The organism is Acinetobacter sp. ABJ_C1_1 (genome assembly GCF_044684115.1).
GTDB lineage: Bacteria > Pseudomonadota > Gammaproteobacteria > Pseudomonadales > Moraxellaceae > Acinetobacter > Acinetobacter nosocomialis_A.
In genome coordinates this window covers 1-15,281 of sequence record NZ_JBITPU010000029.1, presented here as the reverse complement: position 1 = coordinate 15,281, position 15,281 = coordinate 1, and the positions used below count along the sequence as shown (strand labels likewise).

Below are 15,281 nucleotides of genomic sequence, written 5' to 3'. Positions count from 1 at the left end.
GTATAAAAGTTATGGATTAGACAAATTTGTGTATTGAAAAGTGAAATCTATTTTTAATCCTAAAAGACTTATTTCACAATAATTCTAATGTTGAGTGGTTTAAAACTACTGTTGTACTTGATCGAGTAAAAGTTACACTAGATATCCCAGAAATAGGGTGAAATATATATTCATTCAGTTTTAAGATTGATTCTCTCTAAAAAGTAATTAAGAATCATATTATTCGCTTTACTCTTTTTAGTTATCAAACAAATTTTAGTTTTATAAGAAATTTCTGATTTAAGTATAGGTTTCATTTTCTGTTCTTGTACCCATTTAGAAGCATAATGATCAGGAAGAAATCCGAGGAAGTTTCCTGTCAAAATTAAAAAGGCAATAATTAAAGTCTTTGTTTTCAAGTTTTTTCTAACAAAATAAAACCTTCCAAAGAAAGCCTATATTTTTATAGAGTAGAAGCAAACCAGAGTTTAATCAAGGACGTTGATTAGGTCCATATTTCTTTCTATACATGTGTTTTAAAGTAACAGATCGCAAAGCAACCTAGACTTAGAAGTACAAACATTTAAATTTGCTCAATCAATGTAAGGGCAAAAGCATAAGGAACATTTGGTTGAGTATGAATTGCATGAAATTCAAAAACAGGGTGGAGCTAGATAAAAGAAATGGGTAGTTTGATGAATTGTTTTCTAGAAATGACATCGTAGAGCAACAGAAAATTAAAATTTTTAAACTTGAGAGTGGCTTTAAGGCAAAAAGTGACGATGTGATTGCCTTGTCTGCCAATTTAAAACAACTTTCTGATCGAACAGATATGCAGATATTAATAAATGAAAATAAGAGATTGGTTGAGCTTAATCATCGACTAAATCGAAAAATTAATGATAAACAAATAGTTGTAAAACATAGAATCTATATTCTAATGTTTTTAGTTGCGATGGCTGCCGTTATTGTTGGAATTCTTCTAGGAAAATTTATCTAATTGAATATTAGTATCCTATTTTGAGGGACTGTTTGTTCGGGGCAGGGTAGAAAAACTATTTATCAGAAAATGGATATCGCTCTATAACTGATAATAATGCTTGAAAATATGACAGTTTTTAATAAAGTATTGTGAATTGAATTAAAATTCTTGATAAAAAGATAGTATTATGGCCTTTAAAAAACCAAGTTTAGCTACAACTGTACCTGAAAGCCCTGACATGCTTTTTCTTGATTTACCTCGCCGTAAACATGCTAGTTTATATGATCACCAAGGGCAGGTTTTAAGAAATTACGCTGAAAAGGCATTGAATCACAAGGATGTTGCAATTCAATTGCCTACAGGTAGTGGGAAAACGTTAGTAGGTTTATTACTAGCAGAATGGAGACGTCGAAAGTATAAAGAGCGAGTAGTATTCTTATGTCCTACACGTCAACTAGTCAATCAAGTTGTTGAAGAAGCCAATCATAAATATGGCTTATCTGTGCAAGGTTTTACAGGTTCAGTAAAGTATTATTTACCAGAAGCACGATCAGCATATCAAGATGGTAACTGTATAGCTGTAACGACTTATAACAGTCTTTTTAATACTAATCCATTTTTCAAAGATGCCGATGTAATTATTATTGATGATGCACATGCAGCAGAAAATTACTTGCAAAAATTATGGACTTTTAAAGTTAGCCGTACTGAGGAGTCTGACCATCTTTTACATAAAGCTATTTGTGGAGTTTTAAAGGCTGTTTTGTCAGAGCAAAGCTTTGCAAGATTAGTTGGCGCGTGGTCTGGGGTAGAGGATGCTACATGGGTTGATAAAATTCCTACTAAAAAAGTGTTAGGTATATCTAATGATTTAAGGGCAGTAATCAATGCCAATTTAACTACAGAAAATAGTCAAAGATATTCTTGGCAGATGCTGCAAGATCATATACATGCCTGTCAGGTTTATGTTTCTTCTAATGAAATTTTGATTAAACCACTGATACCACCAACTTGGGTTCATAGTGCTTTTGAAAATGCTAAGCAAAGAATCTATATGTCTGCAACTCTTGGCCTTGGGGGGGATTTAGAGAGGTTAACAGGACGCACAAATATTGAAAGATTGCCTGTTCCAGCTGGTTGGGATAAGCAAGGTATTGGGCGTCGTTTTTTTATTTTTCCTGAAAAGTCACTTAATCATGAGGAGATAATTGATTTAAGAAGAAAATTAATGAAACAAGCTGGTAGAAGTATTGTATTAACCTCTAATAATGAGTCAGCTAAAGAAATCATAAATGATGTGGATAATCACTTAGGGTTTCCAATCTTTACCGCAGCTGAACTTGAAAATAGTAAATCTAATTTTGTTTCGAGTAGTGAAGCTGTTGCTGTCATTGCAAACAGATATGATGGTATTGACTTCCCAGAAGATGATTGTAGGTTATTATTTGTTGATGGACTTTCTCAATCTACGAATTTACAAGAAAAATTTTTTATAAATAAAATGGGTGCAAGCCTTTTGTATAATGACCGAATTCAAACGAGGGCTTTACAGGCAATTGGTCGTTGTACACGGGGATTAAATGATTATTCAGCTGTAGTAATAACAGGTGATGAATTAAGTTGTTATTTAACAGATTTTAAAAAAAGAAAATATTTTCATCCAGAACTTCAGGCTGAATTAGAATTTGGTATTTTACAATCTTCAGGAACTGACGTTGACTCTAATGGAATTTTGGAAAATTTTGAAATTTTTTTAGAACATGAAAGTGAATGGGAAGAGGCGAATCAGACAATCTTGGATACTAGGGCTGCAGCAAAACAAGAAGAGTTTCCTGCTATGGAAGAATTATCCCAAGCTGTAAAATATGAGATTAAATGGCAAAAGGCCTTATGGAATAGTGATTTTATTGAGGCTCGGGATGCGGCTAGAGAGGTTCTAAGTGTTTTAAAACACCCTGATTTAAAAGGATATAGGGCAGTATGGCACTATTTTGCAGGCGCCTCCGCAGATCAAGCATATATTGAAGGGCATTCAGGTTTTGACATTAGTGCTCGTGAGCATTATATACAAGCGAAAAAGGCAACAATTGCCGTACCTTGGCTTACTTCATTAGCTAGAGAAATGAAAGTGATTGCCAGTGAGGACAAAGAAGATCGAAGAAATCTGTTGGTGATGCAACAGATTGAACAAATTGAAAGTAATCTAGTTAATTTAGGGTTAATTTCAAGTACAAGATTTGCTGAAAAAGAGGCAGAAATAAGACAAGGTTTAAATAAACCTGAAACATTTGAAATGGCACAGGTAGAACTAGGTAAATATCTTGGTCTAGAGGCTAATAAGATTGAGACGGAAGCTTCACCTGATCCATGGTGGTATAAAGGTGATTTAGTAATTATTTTTGAAGATCATGTTGATGCAGAAGAGTCCTCTAGTTTAAGTGCAACAAAAGCAAGACAAGTAGCATCACATCCAAGATGGTTAAGAGATCATGACCAGTTATATAAAAATTGTGAGATTTTACCAGTATTAGTTACGCCTGTGAAAAAAATGAATAAAGGTGCAATTCCTCATCTTGAGGGAGTAAGTTACTGGGGGAAGGTAGAGTTTTTAGATTGGTCCGAGAAAGTTTTAAATGTTATTCGTGAGTTGCGAAAAAGTTTTAATGGTCCTGGAGATCTAGAATGGAGAGCAACCGCTGCTGAAGAATTATCAAAAATCAATGCAGATGTGATTGGATTATTTGAATGGTTGTGTAAAAGACCAGCTAAAGAACATTTAATAAGTATTTCTGAATAAGCTAGCTATTCATAATTTTATTAAAAAACCTTAATTTTATTTAGGGTTTTTTACACTAAATTTATATATAACACTAATTTTTATTTATAATTTTTTGAATTTTATTATTTATAAAAAAATTGATGCTTAGTCCATCAAAGTGCCAATTAGTTCGTTAACTATATAAAAAGAGGGCATATTTTTGAGTGAGATATGAAAACTTATAATTTTCTTTTACCACTAGACCCCAAAAACTGGATTTATAGGTCGCTTCAAGTGATGGTTAATCTTTAATGATAAGCAAGCTACTTAGTGTTGTTAGAAATAACAATGTGTATGATGCGATTAGTAAGAGCTTAGACTAGATAAACTTTTGTTTGTTTCGAAAGCTCATATTCTTGAATAGACTTTCTCAACTGATCAATTGGAAGATAGAACTTATCCCTAAAACCCAATTTCTTCATAAAAGCTTGGCAATCAGGATTTGGACATTCTATTTCTAAGTATTCATATCCAAATTTCTCTCCAAAATTACAGAGTTCTTTGATTAAAGCCGTTCCATAACCATTTTTCTGTTTCTTAAACCCAATACGAGCGATAACAATATATTTTTTATCTTTATGAGCAGCAAAGGCATATTTCCCAAATCTTAGATAAAGATCAAGTAAACTTTTGCGTAATGTAATCGTTACGCTTGCTTGAGGCATTCTGCTAATCAATGCGGCAGATGAAACATATACTCTTTTATATCCGATTTTTTCTATGGCAAATGTTTGGAGTAAACTCAAGATTTCATTTTGTTCCTCAAGTCCAATTAGCTCAGTTTCTTCTAATTGTTTGAATGATTCTGTATTCATTTTTACTCCAAAAGCTATAATTTTAATAATTAACTAAGCAGGGTAAGGTTCATAGGAATTTTACTATCTTTGACATAAGATATTTTTATTTAAATTATATCCTCACGCACAGGCATTTTAACTTTTCCATCTAAAAAGTCTGCATACATTGAAGCATAGAGCGTCTTTTTTCTCAGCTATTTAACATGGTTGTAAGTTACTCTTTAACATTTCAGTATGTAATAACTAATTCTAATCTTAGTTTGTAAAATTACCAAAATGGGAATTGAATTGTTTTGAAAAATTGTGTAATTTATTCCCAAATTGGGAATATTTTAAATGAAGCTTTTAGGTCTTGAAAAAATAACAGTGATTGAATGTGAGTTTGCTAAAAAGTGGCTCATAAGTTGGATCTCTGAAATACGTGATGCTCATTGGCGGAGTGCAGAAGATATTGTGAAACAGTTTCCAAAAGTATCCATTTTGGAAAATCAATGTTTCGAATTTTCGATACATAACTCTAAATGGGTTATTTGTCTACAAATCGCATTTTCTCAAGGAATAGCGATTATTAAAGCTGTAAATATTAAAGGTGCTAACAATGGAATTTAAAGTTATTCGTACAAGAGAGCAGTATCAAGCTTATCTTGACGAAGTGCATTCTTTAATTATTCTAAATCCTGTTATAGGAAGTCCGGAAAGTGATCGGTTGGAATTATTATCGGTTTTAATTGAAGATTATGAAAATAAACAATATCCGATAGAGGCGCCTGATCCCATTGATGCAATTCTATTTAGGATGCATGAGAAAGGATTAAAACAAGCTGATTTGGCTCCATATTTTGGTACTACAAGTAGAGTTTCTGAAGTTCTTAATCGAAAAAGAGCTTTAACCGTAGATATGATCCGAGCATTATCTATAGGGTTAGGACTGTCGGTAGAGACATTAATTGGTTTATCAAGTTCAAAGAATACATTAGATAAAAATAATATTGATTGGTCTAAATTTCCTGTTAAAGAGATGAAAAATAGAGGATGGTTAAAAACATTTCTTGCAGATACAGCAGCCTCGACTGAAAGTATTATCCAAAAATATATTGCTCAATCAGGTTTACAAATCGGCTCAGCTTCTTTTAAGCGTAAGTTGTCTGGTGATGCTCAAACACCTAACACAATGTATGCATTGTATGCGTGGTTAGCTAGAGTCATTCTCCAAGCTAGAGATAAGAAAGACAGTCTAGGAAAATATGACCCTAATTTAATAAATAGTAATTTTTTAAGAGAATTAGCTCAATTAAGTTGGTTCGAGCATGGGCCAATATTGGCAATTGAATACCTAGAAAAACATGGAGTTGCCGTAGTTATTGAGCCACACCTTAAGGGTACGCATCTTGATGGGGCTGCTTTAAAGGACAGTGATGGTACACCTATTATTGGGCTAAGTTTAAGATACGACCGATTGGATAATTTTTGGTTTACGTTACTTCATGAGTGTGCACATATTTGGAAACATGTTGATGAAAAAGAAGCATTCCTCGATGATTTAGATACATCAAGTATGGAGGACCGGAGAGAGGCTGAGGCAAATCGATTGGCAAGAGAGGCATTTATACCAAGAGGAGTTTTAAGACGTACTGAGGCATTTATCTCACCAAGTAAAGAATCTATTGAAAAGTTGGCTAAAGAGTTAAGGATTCATCCAGCAATCATTGCGGGGCGTATTAGAAAAGAGTTGGGGAATTACACCTTGTTTTCAGACTTGATTGGACAATATCAAGTCAAAGCATTATTAACCAATTCTCATTTATTAAGTGTTGAGGAGTAAAGATAATGAAAATTCCAGAATATGTCCCAATTATGAAAGCGAAACAAGGTGAATTTGATGCGATAAAACCTATTAGATCTGAGCAGTTGGAATATCAAATACATCCAACTTTTCACCCTTTATTTGAAATGCCTAATGTCTATAAAGAAGGGGCATCAAGACTTGCTTATGTTAATGGCCGTTGCGAGAAAATAGGGCAATTATGGAGTGGGAATATTGCTTTAGTGGATGGTTATTTTTGGAAACCGTCTGAGGCTTTATTGGAGAATGGTGAGCATTTCTTAACTTATACTTATAACAAATTGTTTGCATTAGGAGTAAAGGTAGTTCCTGTAATTGGTTATGACCGTTGGTTTGATCAAATGAGTAGTCTTTATCATCAAACAATGAAAAATTTAAATTATCCAGAGGCCCCTTATTTTTGTATAAGATTAGATGGTGAGGCAATGTATGATATTGATGAACCTGATTTTTTTAAAGAACAGTTAGAGACAATTATCTCTGATTTAAAATTAGCAGAAAATAATTGTTCTATATTATTAGATTTTGGTGATGTAAGTGTCAATCGTATAACAATCGAAGAGATGTTAAGCAAGTCGAGAGACTTTTTAGAGGTATTGACTGAATATGATTTTAAATACATTTCTATCAGTGGAGCTTCATATCCTTCAAGCGTTGCGGAAGCCATTGAAGATCATGATACGGACGGTCCAGTACTTCGAAAGGAAATGGTTGTATGGCAGACTTTAAGAAACATGTTCCCTAATGTTAAATTGAAGTTTGCAGATCATGGAGCGAGACATCCAGCTCCAGAAAAGCAGATTATTAATCAGCATACAAATGGAAAAATTATCTACACTATAGATAAAAATTACTATGTCGTAAGAGGCCACCCATTTTCTAGAGATGGTGGAAGTCATAAACATAGAAAGCAATTAGCAATGAGACTAATTAATTCAATCTATTATGAAGCCCCAAGTTTTAGTTGGGGAGATAATAAAATTTTTGAGTGTGCGCATGGTATTAAGGGGTTTATAGGAAGTTCTACACAGTGGGTTGCAATTGATACAAACCACCATATTCGGCATGTGTTAGAGGAAATAGGATCTTTTGAGCTAGCTTATCAAAAATAGATTAAATAAAAATCCAGTCTTCACAAATAGACTGGATTTTTAAATTATTTTTCAGTAATTAAATTTTGACACTAAATTTACACCATAAATTTTATTATTGTTTTTAAGTGTTTGATAATAAATGCTACTTTATTTTAGTTGGTCCTATCTATGATTAGCCAATATTTTGAGAACAAAATTTAGCCCAATCTTCCATTAATCCCTTACGCTTTTCTAGATAAGCTCCACGTAAATAAGCAGCTTCCACTTCATCTGGTAGTTTGTGTGCTAATACATGTTCACAAACTTCACGAGGGTAATCTGTTTTGTCTGCTGACCAATCGCGGAAAGTTGAACGGAAACCATGTGTCGTGATCACTCGATTTTGCTTAGGATCAATATAACCATTACCATCTTCTTTAAACTTCTGCTCATGCATGCGCTTGATCATTGCAGTCAAGGACATATCAGAAAGCATCTCACCACTACGTGGTGTAGGGAAAATAAAGTCATTTGGTTGAGGGTGGGCTTCTTGATAAAGTTTTTCAAGTAATCTAATAGCCACTTGTGATAAAGGAACTCGATGTTCTTTATCTGCTTTCATTCGTTCCTTTGGAATAATCCAGATCTTATTTTTAAAATCGATTTCTTTCCATAAAGCGCCAAATACTTCACCTGAACGACAAGCAGTTAAAATTGCAAATTCTAATGCTTTGGAAGAAATACCTTTTTTCTGTCTTAAGTGCTGGATAAATTCAGCTACCTGTTCATAAGGTAAAGAGGAATGTGGACGTGATTCTTGTTTTAAATTACCAAGAATTGGTTCTAAATTTCCTTTCCATACAGCGGGATTATCTCCAACAAAATATTCCATAGCTTTAGCATAATCGAAAATGGTTTCTATTCGACCACGAACCCGTTTTGCTGTTTCATGTATTTCTATCCAGATAGGCTCAAGTGCTGCAACAATATCTGTTTTAGTAATAGAGCCAATCACACGATCACCAATAACAGGATAGATATAGGTTTCTAAAGAAGATGACCACTGTGCAATATGTTTTTCATTTTTAAGCTCTAGTGTTTTCTTATCAATTACAATCTTGGCGCATTCACGGAAAGTCTTTTCACGATGTTGTTGGAGAAGTAAAGCCTCGCGTTGTTCCTGTTTATGTTGGATAGGATCAATCCCGTTTCGGATTTGCAATCTTAATTCAGTCGCTTTTGCTCGTGCTTCAGCTAAAGAAACTTCAGGGTAGGGTCCAAGACCAATATCGCGGCGATGAGGTTTTAGTTTCCCATCTTTATCTAAACGTTTGCCTACAACAGCACGTAAAATCCATACACGAGAATTACCTTCTACATTCAGACATAGGCCATCAACACCCCCTACAGAATGTCGCCCAGTCGCTTTAATTCTTGATACACTAAGTGCTGACAGCTCTTTGGATTTCTTTGGCATATAACTTTTACCCCACAACCTACCCCTCAAAGAATATTGGAAAGAGCTAGATTGTGCAAGACTATATTAGATGGGTTTTATTTTAAGTTAATGAAATATATAATTATTTTAAGATTTATTAGACTGTATAAGACAAATGTTAGACGGACACCGCTTCCGCCAAATTCGAAAAGCCCCTGTTAAAATCAGGGGCTTTTTTTTATCTATGCTTTTAACCCCCCCCAAAAAAATAACCTACATCAAAATGTAGGTGCATTAATTCTTAGTTTATTAAAGGTGGAAAAATGAAAATAAAAAACTACACACCAACTAAAGGTTTTATATGGATTTTGCTTTTAATTATTTTTATAGCATGGCTTGTATATAAATGTGTTCCTTTAACAGAGAAAGATCAAGATGCTCTTATTCATTCAAATATGGAACGGGAAAGGATTAGGCTAGCTGAAGAGTTTGACTCTTATACACAAGAAGACTTCGCACGGCTACCAAAATTTGACTCTCGTAAATATTTTTTAATAAAGCGTAGTGGTCGGTTTTGGTTAATACTAAGAGAGTATCAAGGAGATAGTGGATTTAAAATCAGATGGCCTACAGATGTTAATAAATTATTGGCAAAAGACTGGGAAAATGATTTTGATAGGGATTATGCATTTAATGTATTTATGTATTCACCTCAATATTATAATCGTACGACAGATTATTGGGGGCGAAAAATTTATAATAATACATCCTGTCAACCAAAACCTTATGTAGGAAAATTTAAATGGAATGGTGTGCTCATAAGAATTTATGACTCTTACCATAGAAATATTAAAGATGAGCAATATTTAGATATTTGTCTAACTGCATTAAAAATTTTAAATGAAGAAGTAAAGGAAATACATTTTGTTAATTAATATAATTTAATTTTAGTAAATTTTATCTAAAAATTATTTGAATATATATTGATCACTACAGTAGATATTATTAGGCTCTAATTTTTTACTATTTCAGGCTCAGTAGTTTTCACTAGACCCATTTTAAGTTTTTGGAATGGGTTTTTTATTTTTAAAATGCCTTTTGAAAAATTTATTTTATCTCAGCTTAAATGGTTAGATTAAAATCAATTCGTAAAGTATTTAGTAAGGAGGAGGTGATCGGCGTTACCTATAAAGATGTGCAACATCAAGTTGATGAGTAGTTATATTTGACAGTGAGTTAATCAAGCTAGCAAATTTACTAGCTTGACTTGAAAAATATTATTTAACACTCGCCGTAACCATTACTTCTACTAATACTTGCGGACGTGCCAAATCTGCTTGAATAGCCGCACGTGCTGGTGCTGCTCCATCTGGTAACCATGCTTCCCAACATTCATTGAACACTGCGAAATCTTCGGCAATATTTTTAATCCAAATTTGTGCAGTTAAAATACGGCCTTTATCACTACCAGCTTGTTCCAGTAAAGCATCAATTTTTGCCAGAACTTCTAAAGTTTGTTGCTTAGCATCAGCATCTAAAGTTGTTGGCACTTGACCCGAAACATACACTAAACCGTTATGAAGGACACAACCTGATAAACGTGCATTTGTATCAATACGTTGAATATCATGACTCATTTTATTTCTCCAGAGATAAACCATCTAATATAATTGGCGAGGTTGCTTGGCTAATTAATTGACTAATGACCATGGCACAACCAGCTGCCAATGTGAAACCTAAACTACCTTGGCCAATATTTGCCCATAAATTCAAATATTTCGTACGACCCAAAATAGGTAGGCCGGTAGGGGTGGATGGACGTAAACCACTCCATTCTTGTGCATTATTTACACCCAATAAATCGGGAAATGTTTTTCGTACCGTATCTTTTAATGCATTTATTCGCTCTTTTCGAATGTAGATATCTTGATAGCCAATATCGACCATTGCGGCAATCCGAAGTTGATTCCCCAATTTTGCATATACAATTTTATTTGCATAATCGGTTACGCTCATATTGGGCACAACATTGGCTTTTTCTGGAAATGGTAGAGTCAGGCTATATCCTTTTAATGGATAAACTGGGACTGAAATACCTACCATATTAAAAAGTGCAGTACTGCTATTGCCCGCAGCAACGACAAATTCATCTGCTTCTATACGTCCTTGATTTGTTTCAATTGCAGTAATTTTATTATTTTCCGCAAAAAAATCTGTCACTTCATGTGTATATAAGCATGTGAAGTTACTACTCTTTTCTAGTGCTTTATACAGAGCTAAACAAAATTTGTAGCAATCTGCTGTTTCATCATCTGGTGTATAAATTGAACCCACTAATGTAGATCCAATACCTTTCAATGCAGGTTCAAGTTGAATGGTTTCTTCTGGTGACAGCACTTTTTGTACAGTTGGATCTATCGTTAATGCTGCTTTTTTAAATGCTTTTTCATTGCGATGAATGATCATTTTTCCTGATTTTACCCAGTCAAAATCATCAATTTCATCACGCCATTTAGACATAATACTTTGACTATATAGGGATAACCGTAAAATATGATTGCCGTTCACAATATTGTCTTTACGATTACATGCCATGAGGAATTGGAATAACCAAGACCATTGAAAAGGTGAAAAATTCAATTTAAAGTTTAAAGGCGAATGAGCTTTTCCTAACCATTGCAGCGCCTGAAACGGCACGCCCGCATCTGCTAAAGGTGCAACATAGCGATAACTGAGTTGACCACCATTTGCAAAACTTGTCTGGCAGCCAATCTTGTCATTCGCTTCCACTATTGTAACTTTATGACCTGCTTGAATAAGTGCATAGGCTGTACTTAAACCAATGACTCCACCACCAATGACAACGACATGTTTTTTCATTCTTCCATGCTATATTTGCAACACACATTTGTATTAAAGAAGAAGAAAAAGGGTTAAACAAATGAGTTTTTACATAGTACTCATAACTTTTGGTTAATCGATGGTGTCATCGAGGCAATTTCTCTTTTTATTAATTCAATAAAATCTTCAGTCGCTTTGGTCGTACTTACATTTGCATTTTTTAAAATATAAATTGTGGTATACAAACTTGGTTTTACTGGGTGAATCATATGATTTGGTAAAGAGTGAGCAGCAGTATAAATATCGGTAATGCTACAGCCTAAACCTTCGCGTACCAGTTCACTCGCCATATAGTAGGTTTGTACATTCACAATACTTTTATTAAACGTTCTATACTTTTTTACCACTTGCATGAGGGAATCTGAGTAGGGTTGAATCCACCTGTTTTCATCAATTGAATGAATATCTTGCTTTGAATCAATAGGCTTAGAGTCAATGTAAACCAGAGGAATTTCCAGAACAGGTGTGGCAATAATGCCATGTTGAGTATGGGGCTGGAACGTCACCGCAATATCAATTTCACGTCTTAATAATTTTTGCTCTAGTGCTTGAGTATGATCGGTACCAATATTGACAAAAACATCAGGGTATTTTTTTAGAAATTTTGCAGTTAATTTGGGAATGAGGCTTAAACCTAAACTGGGTAAACATCCGAGTGTGATTTGCCCTTGAGTATTTCTTGCTAAATTATCCGTCAACTTATTTAATTCATTTATTTTTTCATAAATTGGCTTAATTTCATCATACAAAGTATAGGCTTCTTTGGTGGGCTGTAATTTTCCTTTGACCCGTTTAAATAGAGCAAACCCAAGCCGTTGCTCTGCATGTTTGAGCAATTTACTTGCGGCAGGCTGTGAAATGCATAACGATGATGCTGCCTCTGTGAGTGAACCAAAAAGCATGACTAAATAGAATATCTCTAGGTGTCGAAGATTCATAAATGAGCACATAACTAATAGTTATAGGTAATCTATTAGAATTCATTATTTAATGTCAATGAACCCTTGTAAATTGGGATGAAATTCAATGCCCAATGATCAAGGAGTGATACATATGTCAGTTGAGCAATCTTCTATAACAATACCTAATATAAGGACACCTAAAAATATTGCCCTTATCACCATTATTATTCTTAGCTTTGCTTTAGCATTCTACGCAAAAGGCCTACCAGTAGAGGAGGTCGGTTTAATTGGGTTATTGCCCATTTTTGCCTTGGCACTCTTAACTGTTATCGGTCTCGATATTGTCCTTGCTGTTATTATTGCAATTATTATCAGCGTGATAATGACATCTACCAGTGTATTTGAATTAGGTGGAATTCTTGCAAAGTCTACGGGCTCATTTATTGCGACTGTAGGTCTTATTATTATGTTGGGAGCCGGGGTTGGTGAAGTTGCCAACCGAACAGGTGCAGCGAAAGAATTGGTCAAATTTATTGTCCATAAAGTTGGGCTTTCAAGTATTCCTCGAGTCAAACTTGGCATCATGATTTCATCAGTTGTTATTTGTGGTTCATTGGGGACTATGGCAGGTGGTAATGCCATTATTGTTGCTGTCATTATTCCCATTGCTGCAGCAGTTGGTTTAACACCGCCCACCGTTGCATTACTTTTGATGACTGCAGGTTCTGTCGGTCTCTTTATAGGACCTTTTACACCAAGTACAGTGACTATTTTAGAATTGGGTGGCTTGACCTATCCGCAATATTTGAGTACTTGTGCCATCCCTATGAGTGTTGTCACACTTCTTACAGGTTGGTTCATGTCTGGCTATATCCAAAAGTGGACTTTTGGAAAATATACCTATAATGAAAATTTCTTAGAACCTTCTGAAAAAATAGAAAGTGCCTCTGAATTAAAAAGAAGTAAACGTGCAGCGATTGTATTTATTGGCACAATTATCGTGATGGCAATTCTTGGAATTATTTTTAAAGCAGGCTTTAGCTTTGCAATTATTGTGATGCTTACTGTTGCCACATTAACTGGGTTGGTTGCGGGGTTTAGTCCTAAACAAATTTTGGAAGCACTCTATGAGGGATGCGGTAAATTAGTATGGATGTTTATTCTTTACTGGTTATACAATCCAATTTTAGTTCTTGTTGAAAAACTCAATGCTTATCAAACACTGTTAGATCATGCGACACCATATTTGGTCGACTTAAGTCCTGCTATGCTGTGTTTTGGTATTTTCTTATTTAATATTGTGGGGCATATTCCAGGGGCAGCTGTTGCACAAATGACTTTTACCAATAAAATTTTTGGACCAATTTTACTGGCAAATGGTGTTCCACCTGTAGCGGTTACAGCAGTTCTATTATCAAGTTCCCAAGTAGACTGGTTTGGTCCTTTTCCATCTTCTGATATGTTTGGTCAAATGGGCTTAGCACGTTCAAGTCAACTTAAATACATGCTATATGGTGGTTGGGCCATAGTGATCGCAAATATTTTACTCTTTGCGGTATTGTTTCAAATTTTGAATTAGCTCCTACAAATTAAAGCTATTTCTTATTTAAATAAATTTCAAAAGCCTCTTAAACTAGAAATTTTAAGAGGCTTTATTTTTACGACAATAACAACTTCATCTAAGAGAGTAGGAGTTCAAAATTTAATCTATTCGCTTTTAATAAGAAGAGAACCCTTTACAGTCCAATCTAATCAATTTTTAAATATTATAATTTCTGATATTTTTTAAGAGGTAATGATCTTTACCTTTCTCAATTATGAAATTAAAGTTAGCTTTTCGTATAGAAATTTTTTTTAAGGTTTGAACTATTTCATAGGGAATAGGAGAGTACTTTGTAATACCATTAATTTCATAAAACCCTTTCGACTTTCCATTATCTGTTTTTATACCATCCAACTCCCCATAAACTATTGTGATTTCTCTTTTATATTCCATTAAAAAACGCCAAATTGATGATGAATAAAAGCTATAAGGTTTGGAAATTTCATTCTTAAATTCATTTCCATATATTTTTTTGACTGCTTGATCTGAATATATCGCTGGACATAACAAAATCAATCGATCAATTTGAAATTTTTTCGCTAAATTGATTGCAATATAACCGCCTAAACTATATCCAATAACAATATCCACCTTTTTTAGAAGGCTGTAAAAAAACATACTTTCATTTATGTTCTGAGATAAAGATGATTTCGTTTCACTTGTATTATTTAAACCACTTAAATTGAATGAAAGCGTTCCAATATTTTTACTTCTAAGTAGATTTTCCAAAGGACTTAAAGAACTCAAATCAGAGTTGCCGCCATGGATCAGTAAAGCGATTTTCTGTGGAAAACTATCACAATAATTGAATTTAGCTTCTAATTTATAAGTACCAAAGTCATGTAGAAAGAAGAAAGAATTTTCAGTAGTTGCATTATTTTTTAGCTCATGTATAGGAAAATTCGTTACTTTAGAAATAGGATTAGAAAAATATCTATCTACAAT

The 15,281-nt window shown here is 33.9% G+C and carries 13 protein-coding genes and 2 pseudogenes; 8 read left to right on the top strand and 7 right to left on the bottom strand.

Annotation, left to right across the window (positions count from 1 at the left end):
- Positions 1-56 precede the first annotated feature (56 nt).
- Positions 57-161 (top strand): annotated as a pseudogene (locus ACG59Z_RS18515) (AsnC family transcriptional regulator); the annotation flags it as partial.
- A gap of 9 nt (positions 162-170) precedes the next feature.
- Here the strand turns inward: ACG59Z_RS18515 and ACG59Z_RS18510 are convergent.
- Positions 171-377 (bottom strand): annotated as a pseudogene (locus ACG59Z_RS18510) (LuxR family transcriptional regulator); the annotation flags it as partial.
- Positions 378-679: 302 nt separating this feature from the next.
- On the opposite strand from ACG59Z_RS18510, the gene ACG59Z_RS18505 reads away from it, so the two are divergent.
- On the top strand, positions 680-979 hold the full coding sequence (locus tag ACG59Z_RS18505; protein WP_400200679.1) for a hypothetical protein: 300 nt from the start codon (positions 680-682) through the stop codon (positions 977-979).
- A 169-nt stretch (positions 980-1,148) separates the two neighbouring features.
- On the top strand, positions 1,149-3,758 hold the full coding sequence (locus ACG59Z_RS18500; RefSeq protein ID WP_400200678.1) for a DEAD/DEAH box helicase family protein: 2,610 nt from the start codon (positions 1,149-1,151) through the stop codon (positions 3,756-3,758).
- A gap of 335 nt (positions 3,759-4,093) precedes the next feature.
- Here the strand turns inward: ACG59Z_RS18500 and ACG59Z_RS18495 are convergent, their stop codons facing one another.
- Complete coding sequence (locus ACG59Z_RS18495; protein ID WP_400200677.1) at positions 4,094-4,594, bottom strand: GNAT family N-acetyltransferase; 501 nt, start codon at positions 4,592-4,594, stop codon at positions 4,094-4,096.
- 318 nt (positions 4,595-4,912) lie between these two features.
- Here ACG59Z_RS18495 and ACG59Z_RS18490 point away from each other — a divergent pair, with 318 nt between their 5' ends.
- From ACG59Z_RS18490 to ACG59Z_RS18480, 3 genes are read left to right on the top strand one after another with little or no spacing between them, the layout of a single operon-like run.
- Positions 4,913-5,185 (top strand): type II toxin-antitoxin system HigB family toxin, encoded by a 273-nt coding sequence (locus ACG59Z_RS18490; protein WP_098729305.1) that lies wholly within the window; start codon positions 4,913-4,915, stop codon positions 5,183-5,185.
- Positions 5,175-6,398, top strand: a complete 1,224-nt coding sequence (locus tag ACG59Z_RS18485) for an ImmA/IrrE family metallo-endopeptidase (protein WP_400200676.1) — start codon at positions 5,175-5,177, stop codon at positions 6,396-6,398. The genes ACG59Z_RS18490 and ACG59Z_RS18485 overlap by 11 nt, the downstream gene beginning before the upstream one ends.
- A gap of 2 nt (positions 6,399-6,400) precedes the next feature.
- Complete coding sequence (locus tag ACG59Z_RS18480) at positions 6,401-7,531, top strand: beta family protein (RefSeq protein ID WP_400200680.1); 1,131 nt, start codon at positions 6,401-6,403, stop codon at positions 7,529-7,531.
- A 154-nt stretch (positions 7,532-7,685) separates the two neighbouring features.
- On the opposite strand, the gene ACG59Z_RS18475 is transcribed toward ACG59Z_RS18480, so the two are convergent.
- Entirely contained in the window at positions 7,686-8,969 is a 1,284-nt protein-coding gene (locus ACG59Z_RS18475; RefSeq protein ID WP_400200675.1) for a tyrosine-type recombinase/integrase, read from the bottom strand.
- A 284-nt stretch (positions 8,970-9,253) separates the two neighbouring features.
- On the opposite strand from ACG59Z_RS18475, the gene ACG59Z_RS18470 reads away from it, so the two are divergent.
- The gene (locus ACG59Z_RS18470) at positions 9,254-9,865 is read left to right on the top strand and encodes a hypothetical protein (RefSeq protein WP_400200674.1); all 612 of its coding nucleotides are present in this window, start codon (positions 9,254-9,256) and stop codon (positions 9,863-9,865) included.
- 342 nt (positions 9,866-10,207) lie between these two features.
- Here the strand turns inward: ACG59Z_RS18470 and ACG59Z_RS18465 are convergent, their stop codons facing one another.
- The 3 genes from ACG59Z_RS18465 to ACG59Z_RS18455 all read right to left on the bottom strand — a co-directional run bounded on the left by ACG59Z_RS18465 (position 10,208) and on the right by ACG59Z_RS18455 (position 12,769).
- Positions 10,208-10,567, bottom strand: a complete 360-nt coding sequence (locus ACG59Z_RS18465) for a RidA family protein (RefSeq protein WP_212511760.1) — start codon at positions 10,565-10,567, stop codon at positions 10,208-10,210.
- A gap of 1 nt (position 10,568) precedes the next feature.
- The gene (locus ACG59Z_RS18460; RefSeq protein ID WP_400200673.1) at positions 10,569-11,810 is read right to left on the bottom strand and encodes a D-amino acid dehydrogenase; all 1,242 of its coding nucleotides are present in this window, start codon (positions 11,808-11,810) and stop codon (positions 10,569-10,571) included.
- An 80-nt stretch (positions 11,811-11,890) separates the two neighbouring features.
- Complete coding sequence (locus ACG59Z_RS18455) at positions 11,891-12,769, bottom strand: LysR family transcriptional regulator (protein ID WP_400200672.1); 879 nt, start codon at positions 12,767-12,769, stop codon at positions 11,891-11,893.
- Between the two features lie 115 nt (positions 12,770-12,884).
- Between ACG59Z_RS18455 and ACG59Z_RS18450 the strand changes: the two genes are divergently transcribed.
- Positions 12,885-14,312, top strand: coding sequence for a Na+/H+ antiporter NhaC family protein (locus ACG59Z_RS18450; RefSeq protein ID WP_400200671.1), 1,428 nt, complete (start codon positions 12,885-12,887; stop codon positions 14,310-14,312).
- A 180-nt stretch (positions 14,313-14,492) separates the two neighbouring features.
- Here the strand turns inward: ACG59Z_RS18450 and ACG59Z_RS18445 are convergent.
- Positions 14,493-15,281: YqiA/YcfP family alpha/beta fold hydrolase (locus tag ACG59Z_RS18445; protein ID WP_400200670.1), on the bottom strand; the 789-nt coding region annotated here is incomplete at its 5' end.

Excerpts from the sequence above, each read along its gene's own strand:
- ACG59Z_RS18475 (WP_400200675.1), bottom strand. The coding sequence starts at position 8,969 with ATGCCAAAGAAATCCAAAGAGCTGTCAGCACTTAGTGTATCAAGAATT.
- ACG59Z_RS18455 (WP_400200672.1), bottom strand. The coding sequence starts at position 12,769 with ATGAATCTTCGACACCTAGAGATATTCTATTTAGTCATGCTTTTTGGT.
- ACG59Z_RS18500 (WP_400200678.1), top strand. The coding sequence starts at position 1,149 with ATGGCCTTTAAAAAACCAAGTTTAGCTACAACTGTACCTGAAAGCCCT.
- ACG59Z_RS18450 (WP_400200671.1), top strand. The coding sequence starts at position 12,885 with ATGTCAGTTGAGCAATCTTCTATAACAATACCTAATATAAGGACACCT.
- ACG59Z_RS18495 (WP_400200677.1), bottom strand. The coding sequence starts at position 4,594 with ATGAATACAGAATCATTCAAACAATTAGAAGAAACTGAGCTAATTGGA.
- ACG59Z_RS18485 (WP_400200676.1), top strand. The coding sequence starts at position 5,175 with ATGGAATTTAAAGTTATTCGTACAAGAGAGCAGTATCAAGCTTATCTT.
- ACG59Z_RS18490 (WP_098729305.1), top strand. The coding sequence starts at position 4,913 with ATGAAGCTTTTAGGTCTTGAAAAAATAACAGTGATTGAATGTGAGTTT.
- ACG59Z_RS18460 (WP_400200673.1), bottom strand. The coding sequence starts at position 11,810 with ATGAAAAAACATGTCGTTGTCATTGGTGGTGGAGTCATTGGTTTAAGT.
- ACG59Z_RS18470 (WP_400200674.1), top strand. The coding sequence starts at position 9,254 with ATGAAAATAAAAAACTACACACCAACTAAAGGTTTTATATGGATTTTG.
- ACG59Z_RS18465 (WP_212511760.1), bottom strand. The coding sequence starts at position 10,567 with ATGAGTCATGATATTCAACGTATTGATACAAATGCACGTTTATCAGGT.